Annotated in this window: 25 protein-coding genes; 21 read left to right on the top strand and 4 right to left on the bottom strand. The window is 55.0% G+C overall.

The features are described 5' to 3' along the window. Nucleotides 1-8: 8 nt before the first annotated feature. From mdcC to mdcH, 6 genes are all read left to right on the top strand, one after another. Nucleotides 9-308, top strand: coding sequence for a malonate decarboxylase acyl carrier protein (gene mdcC, locus HII27_RS16990; RefSeq protein WP_185668964.1), 300 nt, complete (start codon nucleotides 9-11; stop codon nucleotides 306-308). After that, nucleotides 301-1,134, top strand: a complete 834-nt coding sequence (locus tag HII27_RS16985) for a biotin-independent malonate decarboxylase subunit beta (protein WP_185668963.1) — start codon at nucleotides 301-303, stop codon at nucleotides 1,132-1,134. The genes mdcC and HII27_RS16985 overlap by 8 nt, the downstream gene beginning before the upstream one ends. Beyond that, nucleotides 1,134-1,934 carry a biotin-independent malonate decarboxylase subunit gamma gene (gene mdcE / locus HII27_RS16980; RefSeq protein WP_185669008.1) on the top strand — a complete coding sequence of 267 codons (801 nt, stop codon included), beginning with the start codon at nucleotides 1,134-1,136 and terminating at the stop codon, nucleotides 1,932-1,934. Before HII27_RS16985 ends, mdcE begins: the two co-directional genes overlap by 1 nt. A 124-nt stretch (nucleotides 1,935-2,058) precedes the next feature. Then, on the top strand, nucleotides 2,059-3,018 hold the full coding sequence (locus HII27_RS16975) for an AEC family transporter (RefSeq protein WP_185668962.1): 960 nt from the start codon (nucleotides 2,059-2,061) through the stop codon (nucleotides 3,016-3,018). A gap of 3 nt (nucleotides 3,019-3,021) precedes the next feature. Continuing rightward, nucleotides 3,022-3,642 (top strand): malonate decarboxylase holo-ACP synthase, encoded by a 621-nt coding sequence (locus HII27_RS16970; protein ID WP_185668961.1) that lies wholly within the window; start codon nucleotides 3,022-3,024, stop codon nucleotides 3,640-3,642. Then, nucleotides 3,639-4,535: a malonate decarboxylase subunit epsilon gene (gene mdcH / locus HII27_RS16965; RefSeq protein ID WP_185668960.1), complete on the top strand. Its 897-nt coding sequence runs from the start codon at nucleotides 3,639-3,641 to the stop codon at nucleotides 4,533-4,535. The genes HII27_RS16970 and mdcH overlap by 4 nt, the downstream gene beginning before the upstream one ends. Nucleotides 4,536-4,642: 107 nt before the next feature. Here the strand turns inward: mdcH and HII27_RS16960 are convergent, their stop codons facing one another. Together HII27_RS16960 and HII27_RS16955 are read right to left on the bottom strand one after the other, a co-directional pair. Then, nucleotides 4,643-5,575 carry a LysR family transcriptional regulator gene (locus tag HII27_RS16960; protein ID WP_185668959.1) on the bottom strand — a complete coding sequence of 311 codons (933 nt, stop codon included), beginning with the start codon at nucleotides 5,573-5,575 and terminating at the stop codon, nucleotides 4,643-4,645. Between the two features lie 16 nt (nucleotides 5,576-5,591). Then, on the bottom strand, nucleotides 5,592-7,499 hold the full coding sequence (locus tag HII27_RS16955) for an ABC transporter ATP-binding protein (protein ID WP_185668958.1): 1,908 nt from the start codon (nucleotides 7,497-7,499) through the stop codon (nucleotides 5,592-5,594). 172 nt (nucleotides 7,500-7,671) lie between these two features. Here HII27_RS16955 and kefG point away from each other — a divergent pair, with 172 nt between their 5' ends. From kefG to slyD, 4 genes are all read left to right on the top strand, one after another. Beyond that, a complete protein-coding gene (kefG, locus tag HII27_RS16950; protein ID WP_185669007.1) occupies nucleotides 7,672-8,223 on the top strand; it encodes a glutathione-regulated potassium-efflux system ancillary protein KefG in 552 nt (183 codons plus the stop codon). Further along, nucleotides 8,223-10,028 (top strand): glutathione-regulated potassium-efflux system protein KefB, encoded by a 1,806-nt coding sequence (gene kefB, locus HII27_RS16945; RefSeq protein WP_185669006.1) that lies wholly within the window; start codon nucleotides 8,223-8,225, stop codon nucleotides 10,026-10,028. The genes kefG and kefB overlap by 1 nt, the downstream gene beginning before the upstream one ends. A 9-nt stretch (nucleotides 10,029-10,037) precedes the next feature. Then, complete coding sequence (locus HII27_RS16940) at nucleotides 10,038-10,238, top strand: YheV family putative zinc ribbon protein (protein ID WP_035894371.1); 201 nt, start codon at nucleotides 10,038-10,040, stop codon at nucleotides 10,236-10,238. Between the two features lie 96 nt (nucleotides 10,239-10,334). Further along, nucleotides 10,335-10,937 (top strand): peptidylprolyl isomerase, encoded by a 603-nt coding sequence (gene slyD, locus HII27_RS16935; protein WP_035894370.1) that lies wholly within the window; start codon nucleotides 10,335-10,337, stop codon nucleotides 10,935-10,937. Nucleotides 10,938-11,000: 63 nt separating this feature from the next. Here the strand turns inward: slyD and HII27_RS16930 are convergent, their stop codons facing one another. After that, entirely contained in the window at nucleotides 11,001-11,219 is a 219-nt protein-coding gene (locus HII27_RS16930; protein ID WP_185668957.1) for a protein SlyX, read from the bottom strand. A gap of 222 nt (nucleotides 11,220-11,441) precedes the next feature. On the opposite strand from HII27_RS16930, the gene fkpA reads away from it, so the two are divergent. The 11 genes from fkpA to bfr all read left to right on the top strand — a co-directional run bounded on the left by fkpA (nucleotide 11,442) and on the right by bfr (nucleotide 19,668). Beyond that, nucleotides 11,442-12,287 (top strand): FKBP-type peptidyl-prolyl cis-trans isomerase, encoded by an 846-nt coding sequence (gene fkpA, locus HII27_RS16925; protein WP_185668956.1) that lies wholly within the window; start codon nucleotides 11,442-11,444, stop codon nucleotides 12,285-12,287. 165 nt (nucleotides 12,288-12,452) lie between these two features. Then, nucleotides 12,453-13,175, top strand: coding sequence for a helix-turn-helix transcriptional regulator (locus HII27_RS16920; RefSeq protein ID WP_035894367.1), 723 nt, complete (start codon nucleotides 12,453-12,455; stop codon nucleotides 13,173-13,175). Then, entirely contained in the window at nucleotides 13,175-13,561 is a 387-nt protein-coding gene (gene tusD / locus HII27_RS16915; RefSeq protein ID WP_035894366.1) for a sulfurtransferase complex subunit TusD, read from the top strand. Before HII27_RS16920 ends, tusD begins: the two co-directional genes overlap by 1 nt. Beyond that, complete coding sequence (gene tusC, locus HII27_RS16910) at nucleotides 13,561-13,920, top strand: sulfurtransferase complex subunit TusC (RefSeq protein WP_185668955.1); 360 nt, start codon at nucleotides 13,561-13,563, stop codon at nucleotides 13,918-13,920. The genes tusD and tusC overlap by 1 nt, the downstream gene beginning before the upstream one ends. Nucleotides 13,921-13,927: 7 nt before the next feature. After that, entirely contained in the window at nucleotides 13,928-14,215 is a 288-nt protein-coding gene (gene tusB / locus HII27_RS16905; protein ID WP_185668954.1) for a sulfurtransferase complex subunit TusB, read from the top strand. Between the two features lie 124 nt (nucleotides 14,216-14,339). Next, complete coding sequence (gene rpsL / locus HII27_RS16900; RefSeq protein WP_000246815.1) at nucleotides 14,340-14,714, top strand: 30S ribosomal protein S12; 375 nt, start codon at nucleotides 14,340-14,342, stop codon at nucleotides 14,712-14,714. A gap of 90 nt (nucleotides 14,715-14,804) precedes the next feature. After that, a complete protein-coding gene (rpsG, locus tag HII27_RS16895; RefSeq protein ID WP_035894363.1) occupies nucleotides 14,805-15,275 on the top strand; it encodes a 30S ribosomal protein S7 in 471 nt (156 codons plus the stop codon). Nucleotides 15,276-15,371: 96 nt separating this feature from the next. Continuing rightward, nucleotides 15,372-17,486 carry an elongation factor G gene (gene fusA / locus HII27_RS16890; protein ID WP_123650843.1) on the top strand — a complete coding sequence of 705 codons (2,115 nt, stop codon included), beginning with the start codon at nucleotides 15,372-15,374 and terminating at the stop codon, nucleotides 17,484-17,486. Between the two features lie 69 nt (nucleotides 17,487-17,555). Further along, entirely contained in the window at nucleotides 17,556-18,740 is a 1,185-nt protein-coding gene (tuf, locus tag HII27_RS16885) for an elongation factor Tu (protein ID WP_046491013.1), read from the top strand. A 184-nt stretch (nucleotides 18,741-18,924) separates the two neighbouring features. Continuing rightward, nucleotides 18,925-19,119 carry a bacterioferritin-associated ferredoxin gene (bfd, locus tag HII27_RS16880; RefSeq protein ID WP_035894970.1) on the top strand — a complete coding sequence of 65 codons (195 nt, stop codon included), beginning with the start codon at nucleotides 18,925-18,927 and terminating at the stop codon, nucleotides 19,117-19,119. Between the two features lie 72 nt (nucleotides 19,120-19,191). Continuing rightward, a complete protein-coding gene (bfr, locus tag HII27_RS16875; RefSeq protein WP_185668953.1) occupies nucleotides 19,192-19,668 on the top strand; it encodes a bacterioferritin in 477 nt (158 codons plus the stop codon). Here bfr and HII27_RS16870 read toward each other — a convergent pair. After that, on the bottom strand, nucleotides 19,652-20,125 hold the full coding sequence (locus tag HII27_RS16870; protein WP_185669005.1) for a prepilin peptidase: 474 nt from the start codon (nucleotides 20,123-20,125) through the stop codon (nucleotides 19,652-19,654). The genes bfr and HII27_RS16870 overlap by 17 nt on opposite strands. Nucleotides 20,126-20,146: the final 21 nt, after the last annotated feature.

Below are 20,146 nucleotides of genomic sequence, written 5' to 3'. Positions count from 1 at the left end.
AGGATGTTATGGAACACATTACGTTAACCGTACCGGCCAGCCGCACCTTAAGCGGCAAAGCGCTGGCAGGCGTTGTGGGCTCCGGGGATATGGAGGTGTTATTCACCGCCGACCAGAGCCAGACGTTAACCATTGATATCACCACTTCTGTCGATAACAGCACCAGCCGCTGGGAAGCGCTGTTCAACCGTCTGCAAACGGTCAGCAGCCTGCCGGCAGGCAAACTGACTATTCACGACTTCGGCGCGACGCCGGGCGTGGCGCGCATCCGTATCGAACAGGTTTTTGAAGAGGTGAGCTATGCGTGATGATCGCAGTTTTATCGAATTAAAAGCGCGCCAGCGTGCGCATGCGCTGCTGGATGAAGGCAGCTACCGTGAACTGCTCGACCCGTTTGAAGGCGTGATGTCGCCGTGGCTGGGGGCGCAGGGCATTGTTCCGCAGGCCGATGACGGCATGGTGGTAGCCAAAGGCACTATCAACGGCAAACCGGCCGTTGTGGTGGCGATTGAAGGCGCATTCCAGGGCGGCAGCATGGGCGAAGTGTCCGGTGCCAAAATGGCGGCCGCACTGGAGCTGGCGGCGGAAGATAACCGTAACGGCATTCCTACCCAGGCGGTACTGAGTCTGGAAACCGGCGGCGTTCGTCTGCAGGAAGCCAACCTTGGTCTGGCGGCGATTGCCGATATTCACGCGGCGATTGTTGATCTGCGCCGTTATACCCCGGTCGTTGGTATTGTGGCCGGTACCGTAGGCTGCTTCGGTGGGATGTCCATCGCGGCGGCGCTGTGCAGCTATCTGATTGTGACCCGCGAAGCGCGTCTCGGCCTGAACGGCCCGCAGGTTATCGAACAGGAAGCCGGGATTGAAGAGTACGACTCCCGCGACCGTCCGTTTATCTGGAGCATGACCGGTGGTGAAGTTCGCTACCAAAGCGGACTGGTAGAAGCGCTGGTTAATGACGGCGTGAACGCGGTGAAAGCCGCCATGAACGAGGCGCTGGCGAAAGGCGTTCCGGCAAAACATCGCACGGATAACTACGACTGGTATCTCGATCGCCTGAGCCATTTCGACACCCGCAAACAGGCCGATTCAGAACAGATTAAAGCGCTCTTCGCCCGGGAGGTGAAATGATGAGTAACGTAATTAGCCGTGGCGAATTATGGCTGGAAACGCTGGTTCCAGGTGCCAAACGTATTGCAGGGCTGTGCCCATCCGTGCAGGCCGCTGATGGTGAGCTGAACGGTGAAGTCGTGCGTTTTATCGCCGTCGTTCCGGATGCCCATAACCACTACCCGCGTGCCACCAAAGGCGAAGTGGGTCTGCTGGAAGGCTGGACGCTGGCAAAAGTGGTGAGCGAAACCGTCGCCGCCGATGCCAACAGCGCGGTGAAACGCCCGATTGTGGCGGTGATTGACGTCGCCAGCCAGGCCTATGGTCGTCGTGAAGAAGGCTTTGGTATTCACCAGGCGCTGGCCGGTGCCGCAGCGGCGTATGCCAATGCGCGTCTGGCAGGTCACCCGGTGATTGGCCTTATCGTCGGTAAAGCGATGTCCGGTGCGTTTCTGGCACACGGTTATCAGGCAAACCGTCTGATCGCTTTTAACGACAAAGGCGTACTGATCCACGCGATGGGCAAAGAATCCGCGGCACGCATTACCCTGCGTACCGTTGAGGCGCTGGAAAAACTGGCGGCAACCATTCCGCCGATGGCATATGACATCAGTAACTACGCCACCCTGGGCCTGCTGGAAAACCTGCTGGATATCAGCAATCCGGATGCCCCATCTACACAAGACCTGACGCTGGTGAAAGACACTCTGCAACAGGCCATCAACGACGCTCGTCAGGACCCGACGCTGAAAAGCCGCCTGGGTGCCGACAATCGCCGCAGCTCTGCCCTCGTACGCGAACGCATGCGAGCAAGCTGGTAAGTAAAAAAAGAGACCTGCCGGATGTACGGCTCCATGGGCGCTTCCCAGCGCCCATGAGGGCTCCTGCATCTGAAAAATAATAATCATCGCGCCAGTGCTAACTTTTTTTCATTACAGGTGAAATATGACTTACGTAATTGTTCATGCTCTTGCTCCGATTTTCGTCATCATGCTGCTGGGATTCTGGGCCGGTAAGGCCAAAATGGTCGATAACAAAAATGTCTCCCTGCTCAATATCTTCGTGATGGACTTTGCCTTGCCAGCTGCGCTGTTCAGCGCCACGGTACAAACACCGTGGGCGGGTATCGTCGCCCAGTCGCCGCTGATTCTGGTGCTGACCCTGGCGATGTGGATTACCTATGCCGCTATCTACTTTATGGCGACCAACGTCTTCAAAAAGTCCCCACAGGATGCCGCCGTACTGACCCTGACCGTGGCGCTGCCAAACTACGCCGCGCTGGGTCTGCCGATTCTGGGTAGCGTGCTGGGTGAAGCGTCTTCGACTTCGCTGTCCGTTGCCGTTTCCATTGCCTGTGGTTCCGTGTTGATGACGCCCTTCTGCTTACTGATCCTCGAACGCGAAAAAGCGCGTGCTGAAGGCGGTAATTCCGGTTCTACGCTCTCCATGCTGCCGGTGCTGATGTGGCGCTCAATTAAAAAACCTATCGTAATGGGCCCGCTGCTGGGGGTTATCCTCTCCGCGATTGGCATCAAAATGCCGGAACTGGTGCTGGCGGCGATCAAACCGCTGGGTCTGTCTGCTACCGCAGCGGCGCTGTTCCTGACTGGTGTGATCCTCTCTGCGCGTAAACTGCAGATCAACACCGTGGTGATTACCTCAACCATCGCCAAGCTGCTGATTCAACCGGCTATTGCCTGGGGTATCGTGCTGATTTTCGGCCTGCATGGTTCCGTGGCGATCACCGCTATTCTGATGATTGCGCTGTCCGCTGGTTTCTTCGGTGTGGTATTCGGTAACCGCTTTGGCGTGCAGTCGCCGGATGCAGAAGCCGTGCTGCTGTTGAGCTCCGTACTGTGTATCCTGTCGCTGCCGCTGTTTATCTCGCTGACTTCAGGAATTTAAATCATGAGCACAACATTACGTCCACACGACCTTATCTGGCTGAACGCGCGCGACGCGCTTGAAGATGTCACGGAATCCTGGGTGGATACCGTCTGGCATAGCGGCCTGCCGGTGGTGGTGCGACGTGATGTTGATGCGCAGGGGCGCATTCCCGTGGGCGTCCGCGGGATGAAGCGCGACCAGCGTGCCGCCGGTTGGGTGAAAGCAGGGGCGGTCGTCCGCGTCTGCACGCCGGAATCGCTGGTGGACCCGCTGTCGCTCCTGCGTTCGCCCTTTATCTCTCAGCCACCGCTTCAGGTGGCTTTGTTATTGGCGCAGCAGGCGTGGCCGTGGACGTGGGGCATTACTGGCAGTACCGGCTATGCGCTGGCAACCGGGATCCCGGTGATCCACGCGGCAAGCGATCTGGATCTACTGATCCGCGCGCCGCAGCCGCTCTCCCGAGAAGCGCTGGAGAAGTGGCAGCAGCAGCTGACGGGCGGGCTATGCCGGGCGGATACCCAGGTGGATACCCCGCGCGGTGGATTTGCCCTCAATGAATGGCTGCGGGATGGAAAAGCGCTGTTAAAAACCTCACAGGGGCCGCAACTGGTTCGCGATCCGTGGGGCAGGGAGGAGTCATGAAAATTCTGTTTACCTTCCCGGGGCAGGGGACGCAGCATGAAGGTATGCTGCAAAACCTACCGGGGACGGTGCTGGCCCAGGCACGTGACGTGCTGGGCGCTGAAGTTGATTCACTGGATAGCTCTGAAGCGCTGAAACATACCCGAGCGGTTCAGCTGTCTCTGCTGATTGCTGGCGTCGCCTGGGCGCGTGAGCTGGAGCGTCGTGGCGTGGTACCGGATATCGTCAGCGGGCTCTCCATTGGCGCCTACCCGGCGGCGGTGGTTGCCGGTGCGCTTGATTTTGCCGACGCGTTGACGCTGGTGGCGCTGCGCGGCGACTTAATGGAGCAGGCCTATCCGCACGGCTACGGTCTGACGGCAATTATGGGGCTGACGCTCGCTCAGGTGGAAAGCCTGGTGGCAGGCAGCGGCACCTATATCGCTAACCTGAATGCCGAAACGCAGATTGTGATTGCCGGCCCTGATGACGCGATGGCAGATGTGGCAAAACGCGCGATGGCTAAAGGGGCCAGCAAGGCACCTCGTCTGGCCGTGAGCGTGCCGTCACACTGCGAGCTACTCGCCAGGCCTGCGCAAAAGCTGGTTGAGGCGTTCAGCCATGTGACGCTTTCCCGCCCGCGCTACGCCTATCTGAGCGGCAGTACCGGTCGTGTGCTGTGGCAGCCGGAGCGGATTGCTGACGATCTGGCGATGAATATGGCGCGCACGGTGCGCTGGCAGGAGGCGGTTATCTCCGCTAACGAACGCGAAGCGCGACTGGCGATTGAAATGCCACCCGGCGGCATCCTGACCTGCTTGACGCGGCAGGCGGCGTGGGAAGGGGAATCTATTTCTCTGGATCGCAGCGGCGTGGATGTTGCCGTGCACCTGGCGAAACGCCTACGGTCGTAGTCAGCATTTACCGTAGTAGCCCGGCCGAGCGAAGCGACGCCGGGACTTCCCCGGAGTCGACGTTGCGCGTCTCGTCCGGGCTACATTGTGATACGCAGATCCGGCAATCAGCCGCTTTGATTCAGCGTCCTGGCATACATGCGCCCTTCGGCGGCCAGCGCCAGCAGGCTTGGGTCACGCTCGCGGTTGCGGGCAAAGACAATCGCGATAAGCTGCTGCATCTGATAGGGCTCAGCGAGCTTTTGCAGCTTCACGGTATTCTCATACATCTTCTTCATTCGCCCCGGCATCAAACAGAACCCCACCCCTGCTTGTACCAGACTGAGCATTGAGAATATGTCGTTTACACGGGTGACGATTTCCGGCTCAAACCCGGCGATGTGAAATGCTTCCTGGAAACCGGCATAGGTCGCAAACCCTTCCGCTAGCGAGACAAACTTCTCGTTACGATAGTGGCGCAGATCCGCTTTCATGGTGGCGTCCAGCGTGGCGGACATGGGTGCAGCGAGGTAGATATCGTCGTGGAACAGAGGGAGGACTTCGAGGCTGTTGCGGTCGATTTCGCTTTCGGAGATGGAGATGAGGATGGCGTCCAGCACGCCATCTTCCAGCATCTTCAACAGCGCTTCGTTGGAGCCCATCGTGAGATCGAGCTCCAGGTCCGGACGGCGCAGCTTCATGCCCATAATCAGGTGCGGCACCGTCTCCAGCGTCAGCGAGTAAAGCGTGCCAACACGTAAACGCCCCTGGCCAACCCCTGCTGTTTTGCGCGTCTCTTCCAGACCTCGCTCCATCAACTGGGTGACTTCCTGGCAGTACTCCAGCAGCGTCCACGCCGCAGGCTGGGCGATAAGATTACGCCCTTTGTGCACGAACAGCGGACAACGAACGTTTTCTTCCAGCGTGTGCAGCGCCCGGTGAACGCTGACGCCGCTGATGTTCAGCGCCTCGGCGGTGCGGGCGATGTTACCCTTCTCCATAAAGGTCATGAAGATGGTCAGCTTGCGGAAGGTAATATCGTCGGTGATTGACAGGTTCATCGTCCGCCTCAGGCAATCAGTCGTTTTGCATCATCTGCTCAAGCTGCTCCTGCGCCTCGAGCCATGCTATTTCACACGCTTCCAGCCCGGACTTGGCGCTGGCCTGCAGCTGTAAGCATTCGGTCATTTCGGCTTTACGGCCTGGTTCATACAGACCGCTGTCGCCGAGCTTCTCTTCTGCCTTCGCCAACTGCGCGTTGAGTTTCTCCATCTCTTTTTCCAGACGGGTAATCTCTTTGCGCAGCGGTTGGGTTAGGGTGCGCAGTTCCGCTTCGCGGCGCTTCTGGTCTTTACGCGACTGAGCGCTGTTGGCGTTGTTCTCTTTCGGCGTGTCGTCGGCCTGGTTTTCCAGCTTCTGCACGTCGCTCAGCCACTGCTGATAATCTTCCAGGTCGCCGTCGAACGGTTCGACCTTCTTATCATGCACCAGATAGAGATCGTCGGTAGTGGAACGAATCAGGTGACGGTCGTGCGAGACCACAACCAGCGCGCCTTCGAAGTCGATTAATGCTTCGGTCAGCGCCTGACGCATATCGAGGTCAAGGTGGTTAGTCGGTTCATCGAGCAGCAGCAGGTTCGGGCGCTGCCAGACGATCAGCGCCAGCACCAGACGGGCTTTCTCGCCGCCGGAGAAACGGGCGGTTTGCTCGGTGACTTTATCGCCCTGGAAGCCGAAGCCGCCAAGGTAATCACGCAGCTTCTGCTCCAGCTCCTGCGGTGCCATACGGGCCAGATGCTGCAGCGGAGATTCGTCCGCGCGCAGGAACTCCAACTGATGCTGAGCGAAGTAGCCCAGCTTGATGCCTTTGGCGAGGCCGATTTCACCGTGCAGCGGTTCCAGTTCGCCCGCTAGCAGCTTAATCAGCGTCGATTTACCCGCGCCGTTGCGGCCCAGCAGGCCGATACGCGAGCCCGGTACCAGGTTCAGTTTGATAGATTCCAGAATGGTGCGGTCACCGTAGCCAGCGCTGACCTTTTCCATCTTAAGCAGAGGGTTCGGCAGGCTTTCCGGCGCGCGGAAGCTGAAGTGGAACGGGTTATCGACGTGGGCCGGGGCAATCAGCTCCATACGCTCGAGCATTTTGATACGGCTCTGCGCCTGCTTGGCTTTGGTGGCCTTGGCGCGGAAACGGTCGATATAGCTTTGCAGATGCGCCACGCGCTCCTGCTGGCTTTCGTACATCGCCTGCTGCTGAGCGAGGCGGGTAGCGCGCTGCACCTCAAACGAGCTGTAGTTGCCGGTGTACTCGAACATCGTTTCCTGTTCGATATGAATAATCTTGTCGATGACCGGATCGAGGAAGTCGCGGTCGTGAGAAATCAGGATCAGCGTGCCCTGATAGCTTTTGAGCCATCTTTCCAGCCAGATAACCGCATCGAGGTCCAGGTGGTTGGTCGGTTCATCGAGCAGCAGCAGGTCGGATCGACAAATCAGCGCTTGCGCCAGGTTGAGGCGCATACGCCAGCCGCCCGAGAAGTCGCTGACCGGGCGGTCGAGCTGTTCGTTGCTGAAGCCGAGGCCGTGCAGCAGGCTGGAGGCGCGAGAGCGGATGGTCCACGCATCAATCGCGTCCAGTTTGCCGTGAACGGTGGCAATGGCGTGGCCATCATCGCGTTCGTTGGCATCGTTTAACTGGGCTTCGAGCTGGCGGTATTCACGGTCACCGTCAATGACATAGTCCAGAGCAGGCTGCGGCAGCGCAGGCGTTTCCTGGTTTACCCACGCCAACTGCCAGCTGCTCGGATAGGTAAAGTTGCCGCCGTCGGCGCTTATCTCGTTTTTCAGCAGCGCCAGCAGTGTGGATTTGCCGCAGCCGTTTTTCCCCACCAGGCCGACTTTCTGCCCTGGGTTGATGGTGGCCGATGCGTTATCCAGCAGGACGCGCACGCCGCGACGAATTTGTAACGAGGAGAAAACAATCATAAGGCGCCGTATGTTCTGAATATGTTAAATTGTCATTGTGGTAATGTAATGTGGTAAGCGAATCGCTAGACCGGGCCGCAATGGTAGCCCAAAACGATGACTATACACAAAATCATTCCGGTTGCGTTCAGCTACCAGAAAGAGGATGTGATTGACGCCCGGGAGGGGAATGATGTCACAGACGGCGAAAGTACTGCTTGTCTATGCCCATCCGGAATCACAGGACTCGGTCGCTAACCGGGTTTTGCTTAAACCGGCTTCGCAGTTAAGCAACGTAACCGTGCACGATCTCTACGCGCACTACCCTGATTTTTTTATCGATATTCCTCGCGAGCAGGCGCTGCTGCGCGAACATGATGTCATCGTGTTTCAACATCCTCTTTATACCTACAGCTGCCCGTCGCTCTTGAAAGAGTGGCTGGACCGTGTGCTGAGCCGTGGTTTCGCCAGCGGCATCGGGGGAAATCAGCTGGAAGGAAAGTACTGGCGTAGCGTGATTACCACCGGGGAGCCGGAAAGCGCCTACCGCCATGACGGGCTCAATCGCTACCCGATGAGCGATATTCTGCGTCCGTTCGAACTGACGGCCGCCATGTGCCATATGCACTGGCTGAGCCCAATCATCATCTACTGGGCGCGACGTCAGCCGCCTGATGAGCTGGCAAACCATGCGAAAGCCTATGCCGACTGGCTAGCTGCGCCGATAACGGCAGGGGGACGATGATGGAAGGTTCTGATTTATTACTGGCTGGAGTGCTGTTTCTCTTTGCGGCGGTGGCCGCGGTGCCACTGGCAGCGCGGCTGGGTATCGGTGCGGTATTAGGTTATCTGCTGGCGGGGATCGCCATCGGCCCGTGGGGGCTCGGCTTTATCAGCGATGTGGATGAAATTCTCCACTTCTCTGAGCTGGGCGTGGTGTTCCTGATGTTTATCATCGGCCTGGAACTGAACCCGGCTAAGCTATGGCAGCTACGACGCCCCATCTTTGGCATCGGTGCGGCGCAGGTGATTTTCAGCGCGACGATCCTCGGCGGGCTGTTGATGCTCACCCACTTCTCCTGGCAGGCCGCGGTGATTGGCGGCATTGGCCTTGCGATGTCGTCGACCGCGATGGCGCTGCAATTGATGCGTGAGAAGGGGATGAACCGTAGCGAATCCGGGCAGCTTGGCTTCTCGGTGCTGTTGTTCCAGGACCTGGCGGTCATCCCCGCGCTGGCGCTGGTGCCGCTGCTGGCCGGTGCCGGTGACGAGCATTTTGACTGGCAAACCGTCGGCTTGAAAGTCCTTGCCTTCGGCGGCATGCTGATTGGCGGGCGCTACCTGCTGCGCCCGGTATTTCGTTTTATTGCCAGCTCCGGGGTGCGCGAAGTCTTTACCGCCGCCACGCTGTTGTTGGTTCTGGGGTCGGCGCTGTTCATGGACGCGCTGGGCCTCTCGATGGCGCTGGGCACCTTTATCGCTGGCGTCCTGCTGGCGGAAAGTGAATACCGCCACGAGCTGGAAATTGCCATCGAGCCGTTTAAAGGGCTGCTGCTGGGGCTGTTCTTTATCTCGGTGGGAATGTCGCTCAACCTCGGCGTGCTCTACACCCATCTGCTGGTGGTGATTGGCTGCGTGGCATTGCTGGTGGCGGTGAAAACGCTGGTGCTGTATCTGCTGGCGCATCTGCACGGCATGCGCAGTTCGGAGCGGATGCAGTTTGCCGGTGTGCTGAGCCAGGGCGGTGAGTTCGCCTTTGTGCTCTTCTCGGCAGCCTCGTCGTTTAAAGTCTTTAAGGGCGACCAGATGTCGCTGCTGCTGGTGGTCGTGACGCTGTCGATGATGACCACGCCGCTGCTGATGAAGCTCGTCGACCTCACGCTGTCGCGCCGCTTTAACGGGCCGGAAGAAGAAGACGAAGCGCCGTGGGTGGATGACGATAAGCCACAGGTGATTGTAGTGGGGTTTGGTCGCTTCGGGCAGGTGATTGGTCGCCTGCTGATGGCCAACAAATTGCGGATCACCGTCCTGGAGCGCGATATCAGCGCGGTTAACCTGATGCGCAAATACGGCTATAAGGTTTACTACGGTGATGCAACCCAGGTTGAATTGCTGCGTTCGGCAGGCGCTGAGCAGGCGCAGTCGATCGTTATCACCTGCAACGAGCCGGAAGATACCATGAAGCTGGTGGAGATCTGCCAGCAGCACTTCCCGCATCTGAAGATTATGGCCCGTGCGCGAGGACGTGTGGAGGCGCACGAACTGCTGCAGGCGGGCGTGGTACAGTTTTCCCGTGAGACCTTTTCCAGTGCGCTGGAACTGGGGCGCAAGGCGCTTATCTCCACCGGTATGCACCCGCATCAGGCGCAGCGCGCACAGTTGCACTTCAAGCGGCTGGATATGCGCATGCTGCGTGAGCTGATGCCGGTACACAGCGATACCCAACAAATTTCTCGCGTGCGGGAAGCGAGACGAGAGCTGGAGGAGATCTTCCAGCGCGAAATGCAACAAGAGCGGCGGCAGCTGGACGGCTGGGACGAATTTGAATAGAAGGTGAGTATGGCGGTACGTAAACGTTTTATCGCGGGCGCGAAGTGCCCGTCGTGTCAGGCCCAGGATTCAATGGCGATGTGGCGCGAGAATAATATCGATGTGGTTGAGTGCGTTAAGTGCGGACACCAGATGCGTGAGGCGGATAAAGAAGCCCGCGAACACGTTCGCAAAGAGGAACAAGTGATCGGTATTTTTCATCCGGAGTAGCGATCCGTGCTGTCTTTTTTTAAGCTTATGGGTACACGGGTGTAGAATTCCGCTACAATCTGCGCCACTAAAATATTCCCATGCTCAGGAGATATCATGAAAGTAGCAAAAGACCTGGTGGTCAGCCTGGCCTATCAGGTACGTACAGAAGACGGTGTATTGGTTGATGAGTCTCCGGTAAGTGCACCGCTTGACTACCTGCATGGTCACGGTTCCCTGATCTCCGGCCTGGAAAACGCGCTGGACGGTCACGAAGTTGGTGATAAATTCGACGTTGCTGTTCAAGCTAACGACGCTTACGGTCAGTACGACGAAAACCTGGTGCAGCGCGTTCCTAAAGACGTCTTCATGGGCGTTGACGAACTGCAGGTTGGCATGCGCTTCCTGGCTGAAACCGACCAGGGTCCAGTACCGGTTGAAATCACCGAAGTTGAAGACGACCACGTTGTGGTTGACGGCAACCACATGCTGGCTGGCCAGAACCTGAAGTTCAACGTTGAAGTTGTTGCTATCCGCGAAGCGACCGAAGAAGAACTGGCTCATGGCCACGTTCACGGTGCGAACGGTCACGACCACGATCATGACCACGACCACGACGGTTGCTGCGGCGGTCACGGCCATGACCACGGTCACGACCACGGCGGCGAAGGCTGCTGCGGCGGTGGCGGTAAAGGCCACGGCGGCTGCGGTTGCCACTAATCCCTCTCGTTCTGTAGAACGATGGATACAAAAAAAGCGGGGAATACCCGCTTTTTTTACGCCTCAATAATGAGGTGGTGGCGTCTCTTCAGACGGTGACGCCATGTTTGACGGCTGGCTGGCCTTGAGCTTTTCGGTCAGCAGACGCAGATGCTCGCGCAGCTTCGCCATTTCCATCTCGTGCGCTGTGACCGTCATGTTAAGGTCATCAATGGTGATCTCCTGAAAGGCCAGACGGCTTTCAAGCTCAGCCAGACGCGCTTCGATAGTCGTTTCCTGCATGATGTCCTCTCTACTGTTATCACCGCAATCGCCGCGGATTCTACGCAACTTTGCCCGGCCGCGCAGCCTCTCTTTGCGACGCTGGAAACTAATTTAAACAAAAAGAGTCTGAAAAGAGTCGATATGAGAAGCGTTCATATGTAGATTTCCTCTACAACGTTCTATAGTACGCTTCTCATTTAGTTAACATTGGGGCGAGAGGCCCCGGCCCTGGAGAGATGGATGAAATCACTGTTTAAAGTAACGCTTCTGGCAACCACAATGGCCGTTGCACTGAATGCACCTCTGACCTTCGCAGCTGACGCTGCTGCTAAAGCTGCACCAGCTGCGGACGCGAAAGCGGCTCCGGCAGCAGACAGCAAAGCTGCATTCAAAAATGACGACCAGAAATCTGCCTATGCACTGGGCGCATCGCTGGGTCGTTACATGGAAAACTCTCTGAAAGAACAGGAAAAACTGGGCATCAAACTGGATAAAGACCAGCTGATCGCCGGTGTTCAGGACGCGTTTGCTGATAAGAGCAAACTGTCCGATCAAGAGATCGAACAAACTCTGCAGGCGTTTGAAACTCGCGTGAAGACCTCCGCTCAGGCGAAGATGGAAAAAGACGCCGCTGACAACGAAGCAAAAGGTAAGGCTTTCCGTGACAAGTTCGCTAAAGAGAAAGGCGTGAAAACCTCTTCTACTGGCCTGCTGTACAAAGTAGAGAAAGCGGGTACTGGCGACGCGCCGAAAGACAGTGACACCGTTGTGGTTAACTACAAAGGTACGCTGATCGACGGTAAAGAGTTCGATAACTCTTACACCCGCGGTGAACCTCTCTCCTTCCGTCTGGACGGCGTTATCCCTGGCTGGACCGAAGGTCTGAAAAACATCAAGAAGGGCGGTAAAATCCAGCTGGTTATCCCACCGGATCTGGCTTACGGCAAAACCGGCGTTCCGGGTATCCCGGCTAACTCCACCCTGGTCTTCGATGTTGAACTGTTAGACATCAAACCGGCACCGAAAGCCGAGGCACAGCCAGACGCTGCGCCGGCTGATAAAGCGGCCGAAGCCAGCAAAAAATAAGATTGCGAAAGCCGCCGCCCAATGGGCGGCGGCTTTTTATTATCTACAGGATATAATTAATGCTGGAAAGCGCCTTATGCGCTGTATTACTTTAGATGCCCCTAATAGTGATGAGCCTGCCCTGACAACATAACGACAGGCTCCTGAAAAGGAGTGCTTTTTTTCATGTCCAGGTCGCTTTTAACCAACGAAACCAGTGAACTTGATTTACTGGATCAACGTCCTTTCGATCAAACTGACTTCGATATTCTAAAATCCTACGAAGCGGTTGTGGACGGGTTGGCGATGCTCATTGGTTCCCACTGCGAAATCGTGTTGCATTCACTTCAGGATCTAAAATGCTCGGCAATACGCATCGCGAACGGCGAACATACCGGGCGTAAAATCGGTTCTCCGATTACCGATCTCGCGCTGCGGATGCTGCATGATATGACCGGGGCAGATAGCAGCGTTTCCAAATGCTATTTTACTCGCGCCAAAAGCGGCGTACTGATGAAGTCCGTTACCATCGCCATCCGTAACCGTGACCATCGGGTTATCGGCTTACTGTGCATCAACATGAACCTCGATGTCCCGTTCTCGCAAATCATGAACACCTTTATTCCGCCGGAAACGCCGGAAGTCGGCTCTGCGGTTAACTTCGCTTCCTCCGTTGAGGACCTGGTCACCCAGACGCTGGAGTTCACTATCGAAGAGGTGAATGCCGATCGCAACGTTTCCAATAACGCCAAGAATCGCCAGATCGTGCTCAATCTTTATGAGAAAGGCATCTTTGATATCAAGGATGCGATTAACCAGGTTGCCGATCGCCTGAACATCTCCAAACACACCGTCTATCTCTACATCCGCCAGTTCAAGAGCGGTGATTTCCTGGGGCAAGATAAGTAATGCGTTTTGCCCTGATGGTGACCGGCCCCGCGTATGGCACCCAGCAGGCGAGCAGCGCGCTGCAGTTTGCGAAAGCTGCACTGGCGGAGGGTCACGAGATAGCCTGCGTATTTTTCTATCGGGAAGGGGTCTATAACGCCAATCAGCTGACCTCGCCCGCCAGCGATGAATTCGATTTGGTCCGCGCCTGGCAATCATTGCATGACGAAAATGGCGTGGCGTTGCATATCTGCGTGGCCGCCGCGCTGCGCCGTGGCGTGACCGATGAAACCGAGGCTCGACAGCTTGGTCTGCCGACGTTTAATCTCCAGCCCGGCTTTTCGCTGAGCGGACTAGGCTCGCTGGCCGAAGCCGCGCTAACCTGCGATCGAATGGTACAGTTCTGATGAAACGAGTTGCGTTTGTTTTTTCCTCCGCCCCGCATGGCAGTAGCACCGGTAGGGAAGGGTTGGATGCATTACTGGCGACATCAGCCCTGAGCGAAGACCTGGGCGTGTTTTTTGTGGGCGATGGCGTGTTTCAGTTACTCGGCCAGCAGCAACCGGGCGTTATTCTCGCTCGCGACTACATTGCCACCTTCAAGCTGCTTTCGCTCTACGATATCGAAAATTGCTGGATCTGCGCGGCGTCGCTGCGCGAACGTGGGCTAACGACAGAGACGACGTTTGTCACCGACGTCGAGCCGCTGGAAGCGGATGCCCTGCGCCATCGCCTTAACGACTACGATGTGATCCTGCACTTCTGAGGCCCTTATGCTGCATACGCTACGCACCTCACCCTGGCATGCCGACATTAGCGGGATTACCCGCCTGATGGACGACGGTGATGACCTGCTATTGATCGCCGATGGCGTGCTGGCAGCGGTTGAAAACAGCCGCTTCCTTGAAATTCTCCGCGCGGCCCCCATATCCATCTACGTGTTGAATGAAGATGTGCAAGCGCGCGGTCTTTGTGCTCAAATTTCGAGCGATGTCATCATGGTCAGCTATACTGACTTCGTCAGGTTAACGGTAAAACACGCCTCTCAGATCGCCTGGTAGCAGCTTTGCCGTTGTATATTTCTTGACACCCTTTCGGCATGGCCCTAAAATTTCGCGTCCTCATATTATATGAGGCGATTTATTACGTGTTTACGAAGCAAAAGCTAAAACCAGGAGCTATTTAATGGCAACAGTTAACCAGCTGGTTCGCAAACCACGTGCTCGCAAAGTTGCAAAAAGCAACGTGCCAGCGCTGGAAGCCTGCCCGCAGAAACGTGGTGTATGTACCCGTGTATATACCACCACTCCTAAGAAACCAAACTCCGCACTGCGTAAAGTATGCCGTGTGCGTTTGACTAACGGTTTTGAAGTTACCTCCTACATCGGTGGTGAAGGTCACAACCTGCAGGAACACTCCGTGATCCTGATCCGTGGCGGTCGTGTAAAAGACCTTCCGGGTGTTCGTTACCACACCGTTCGTGGTGCGCTTGACTGCTCCGGCGTTAAAGACCGTAAGCAAGCTCGCTCCAAGTATGGCGTGAAGCGTCCTAAGGCTTAATGGTTCTCCGTTAAGTAAGGCCAAACGTTTTATATTAATGTCAAACTCTTTGAGTTTTGGACAATCCTGAATTAACAACGGAGTATTTCCATGCCACGTCGTCGCGTCATTGGTCAGCGTAAAATCCTGCCAGATCCTAAGTTCGGATCAGAACTGCTGGCTAAATTTGTCAACATTCTGATGGTAGATGGTAAAAAATCTACTGCAGAATCAATCGTATACAGCGCGCTGGAGACCCTGGCTCAGCGTTCTGGTAAAAATGAACTGGAAGCATTCGAAGTTGCGCTCGAAAACGTGCGCCCAACTGTCGAAGTTAAGTCCCGCCGCGTAGGTGGTTCTACTTATCAGGTTCCAGTTGAAGTTCGTCCGGTCCGTCGTAATGCTCTGGCAATGCGTTGGATCGTTGAAGCTGCTCGTAAACGCGGTGATAAATCCATGGCTCTGCGCCTGGCGAACGAACTTTCTGACGCTGCAGACAACAAAGGTACTGCAGTTAAGAAACGTGAAGACGTTCACCGTATGGCAGAAGCCAACAAGGCGTTCGCACACTACCGTTGGTAATCCCTTCGGAGTATTAGTCACCAGGCGGGCGCTTCAGCGAAGCAGCCCGCTTTGGGTTACTTAACTGAACGCCTAAAAAGATAAACGAGGAATCAAATGGCTCGTACAACACCCATCGCACGCTACCGTAACATCGGTATCAGTGCGCACATCGACGCCGGTAAAACCACTACTACCGAACGTATTCTGTTCTACACCGGTGTAAACCACAAAATCGGTGAAGTTCACGACGGCGCCGCTACCATGGACTGGATGGAGCAGGAGCAGGAACGTGGTATTACCATCACTTCCGCAGCGACTACTGCATTCTGGTCTGGTATGGCTAAGCAGTATGAACCGCACCGCGTAAACATCATCGACACCCCAGGGCACGTTGACTTCACCATCGAAGTAGAACGTTCCATGCGTGTTCTTGACGGTGCGGTAATGGTTTACTGCGCAGTTGGTGGTGTTCAGCCACAGTCTGAAACCGTATGGCGTCAGGCTAACAAATACAAAGTTCCACGTATCGCGTTCGTTAACAAAATGGACCGTATGGGTGCGAACTTCCTGAAAGTTGTTGGTCAGATCAAAACCCGTCTGGGCGCGAACCCTGTTCCGCTGCAGCTGGCAATTGGTGCTGAAGAAGGTTTCACCGGTGTTGTTGACCTGGTGAAAATGAAAGCCATCAACTGGAACGAAGAAGACGCAGGCGTTACCTTCACTTATGAAGATATCCCAGCAGACATGCAGGACCTGGCTGACGAATGGCACCAGAACCTGATCGAGTCCGCTGCAGAAGCTTCAGAAGAGCTGATGGAGAAATACCTGGGTGGTGAAGAACTGACTGAAGAAGAGATCAAAAAAGCTCTGCGTCAGCGCGTTCTGAACAACGAAATCATCCTGGTAACCTGTGGTTCTGCGTTCAAGAACAAAGGTGTTCAGGCGATGCTGGATGCGGTAATTGATTACCTGCCATCCCCAATCGACGTACCTGCGATCAACGGTATCCTTGACGACGGTAAAGACACTCCGGCAGAACGTCACGCAAGCGACGATGAGCCGTTCTCTGCACTGGCGTTCAAAATTGCTACCGACCCGTTTGTTGGTAACTTGACCTTCTTCCGTGTGTATTCCGGTGTGGTTAACTCTGGTGATACCGTACTGAACTCCGTGAAAACTGCACGTGAGCGTTTCGGCCGTATCGTACAGATGCACGCTAACAAACGTGAAGAGATCAAAGAAGTTCGCGCGGGCGACATCGCTGCTGCAATCGGTCTGAAAGACGTAACTACCGGTGACACTCTGTGTGACCCAGATGCGCCTATCATTCTGGAACGTATGGAATTCCCAGAGCCGGTAATCTCCATCGCAGTAGAACCAAAAACCAAAGCTGACCAGGAAAAAATGGGTCTGGCTCTGGGCCGTCTGGCTAAAGAAGACCCATCATTCCGCGTATGGACTGATGAAGAATCTAACCAGACCATTATCGCCGGTATGGGTGAACTGCACCTCGACATCATCGTTGACCGCATGAAGCGTGAATTCAACGTTGAAGCGAACGTCGGTAAACCTCAGGTTGCTTACCGCGAAGCGATTCGCGCGAAAGTTACCGATATCGAAGGTAAGCACGCTAAGCAGTCTGGTGGTCGCGGTCAGTACGGTCATGTTGTTATCGACATGTACCCACTGGAGCCGGGTTCTAACCCGAAAGGCTACGAATTCATCAACGACATCAAGGGTGGTGTAATCCCTGGCGAATACATCCCTGCCGTTGATAAAGGTATCCAGGAACAGCTGAAATCTGGCCCGCTGGCTGGTTACCCGGTTGTTGACATGGGTGTTCGTCTGCACTTCGGTTCTTACCATGACGTTGACTCCTCTGAACTGGCGTTTAAACTGGCAGCTTCTCTGGCGTTTAAAGACGGCTTTAAGAAAGCGAAACCAGTTCTGCTTGAGCCTATCATGAAGGTTGAAGTAGAGACTCCTGAAGAGAACACTGGTGACGTTATCGGTGACTTGAGCCGCCGTCGTGGTATGCTCAAAGGTCAGGAATCCAACGTTACTGGCGTTGTGATCCACGCTGAAGTTCCGCTGTCCGAAATGTTCGGTTATGCAACTCAGCTGCGTTCACTGACCAAAGGCCGTGCTTCTTACTCCATGGAGTTCCTGAAGTACGACGATGCGCCGAACAACGTTGCTCAGGCCGTTATTGAAGCCCGTGGTAAATAATCCACAGGATTAAAACCTAAGTCCCGTGCTCTCTCCAAAGGGGAGAGCACTATAGTAAGGAATATAGCCGTGTCTAAAGAAAAATTTGAACGTACAAAACCGCACGTTAACGTCGGCACCATCGGCCACGTTGACCACGGTAAAACTACCCTGACTGCTGCAATCACTACCGTACTGGCTAAAACCTACGGCGGTGCTGCTCGTGCTTTCGACCAGATCGATAACGCACCAGAAGAAAAAGCTCGTGGTATCACCATCAACACTTCCCACGTTGAATATGACACCCCGACTCGCCACTACGCACACGTAGACTGCCCAGGCCACGCCGACTATGTTAAAAACATGATCACCGGTGCTGCGCAGATGGACGGCGCGATCCTGGTTGTTGCTGCGACTGATGGCCCTATGCCACAGACTCGTGAGCACATCCTGCTGGGTCGTCAGGTAGGCGTTCCTTACATCATCGTGTTCCTGAACAAATGCGACATGGTTGATGACGAAGAGCTGCTGGAACTGGTTGAAATGGAAGTTCGTGAACTTCTGTCCCAGTACGACTTCCCAGGTGATGATACCCCAATCATCCGTGGTTCTGCTCTGAAAGCGCTGGAAGGCGAAGCAGAGTGGGAAGCAAAAATCATCGAACTGGCTGGCTTCCTGGATTCTTACATCCCAGAACCAGAACGTGCTATCGATAAGCCGTTCCTGCTGCCAATCGAAGACGTATTCTCCATCTCCGGTCGTGGTACCGTTGTTACCGGTCGTGTAGAGCGCGGTATCATCAAAGTTGGTGAAGAAGTTGAAATCGTTGGTATCAAAGAGACTGCTAAGTCTACCTGTACTGGCGTTGAAATGTTCCGCAAACTGCTGGACGAAGGCCGTGCTGGTGAGAACGTTGGTGTTCTGCTGCGTGGTATCAAACGTGAAGAAATCGAACGTGGTCAGGTTCTGGCTAAGCCAGGCTCTATCAAGCCGCACACCAAGTTCGAATCTGAAGTGTACATTCTGTCCAAAGACGAAGGCGGCCGTCATACTCCGTTCTTCAAAGGCTACCGTCCACAGTTCTACTTCCGTACTACTGACGTGACCGGTACCATCGAACTGCCAGAAGGCGTTGAGATGGTAATGCCAGGCGACAACATCAAGATGGTTGTGACTCTGATCCACCCAATCGCGATGGACGACGGTCTGCGTTTCGCAATCCGTGAAGGCGGCCGTACTGTAGGTGCGGGCGTTGTTGCTAAAGTAATGAGCTGATTATTGATTAATTAGTTTTGCACTTGAAAAGGGCACTTCGGTGCCCTTTTTGCTTTTTGTTATTTATCCCCGCAATATTTTTCGCACGATTTGATCCCTTATTTCACGCGACTTCTCGCGTCTGGCTATTGTAATCATAATTATTCTCACTTACACTTTGTTCAGAAATTGAACGGGAGTGGTTATGTACGTTTGTTTGTGTAATGGCGTCAGCGATAAAAAAATTCGCCAGGCAGTACGCCAGTTTCATCCGCAGTCTTTCCAGCAATTAAGAAAATGCATTCCTATTGGAAATCAATGCGGTAAATGCGTTCGTGCTGCACGTGAGGTGATGGAAGACGAATTAATGCAAATGCCAGAGTTCAAAGAGATTGCCTGAGCCCGGATTTCTTTTTTGACATCCCGGTAGGCCGTTCTACGCTTCAATAAGTGGAAGCGGAGGGTCTATATAATGAAAGGTGATGTTAAGATAATAAATTATCTCAATAAATTATTGGGAAACGAGCTTGTCGCAATCAACCAATACTTTCTCCATGCGAGAATGTTCAAAAACTGGGGCCTGATGCGCCTCAACGATATTGAATACCACGAATCCATCGATGAAATGAAACACGCCGATCAGTACATTGAGCGTATTCTGTTTCTTGAAGGGATCCCTAATCTACAAGACCTTGGCAAGCTGCATATCGGCGAAGATGTCGAAGAGATGCTGCAGTCCGACTTAAAGCTTGAACTGGACGGCGCGAAGGATCTGCGTGAAGCCATTGCCTATGCTGATAGCGTACATGACTACGTCAGCCGTGATATGTTGATTACCATCCTCACCGAGGAAGAACATCACATTGACTGGCTGGAGACCGAACTGGATCTGATCGGCAAAATTGGTTTGCAGAACTACCTGCAGTCGCAGATTAAGGTTGAAGGTTAAAAGCAGACAAGCCAGCCATAATAAAACCCGCCGCCCCCAGAAATGGTCCAAAAGGCAGCGGGTTTTTTATATTCTCCGCCTGATGCAGCCACAGTGCCTTCCCCACGATAAAGGCACACGCCAGCAACGTAGCCACCAACACGAGCAGCGGTAGAGATTGCCAGCCGTGCCAGGCGCCGAGTGCCGCCACATACTTTACGTCACCATACCCTAAGCCTTCACAGCGTCGCAGTGCGCGGTATCCCCAGTAAAAGAGAGCCATCGCGCAATAGCCTGCAATCGCTCCCCATAGTGCCTCGTTACTCCTTGTTGGATTCAGACAGAGCTGACTTAGTAACCCTCCCCAAAGCAAAGGGCAGGTAAAGCTGTTACGCAATAACCCGGTGCGGAAGTCTTGCCAGCACAGGATGATGTTGAGTACGGCATAGAGAAGATAGAAGGGGAGGGCCGGAAGCATCATTATTGGTTTCCATAAGAG

This window comes from Kluyvera sichuanensis, from assembly GCF_014218705.1.
Lineage (GTDB): Bacteria > Pseudomonadota > Gammaproteobacteria > Enterobacterales > Enterobacteriaceae > Kluyvera > Kluyvera sichuanensis.
This window is presented reverse-complemented; position numbering and strand designations above follow the sequence as displayed.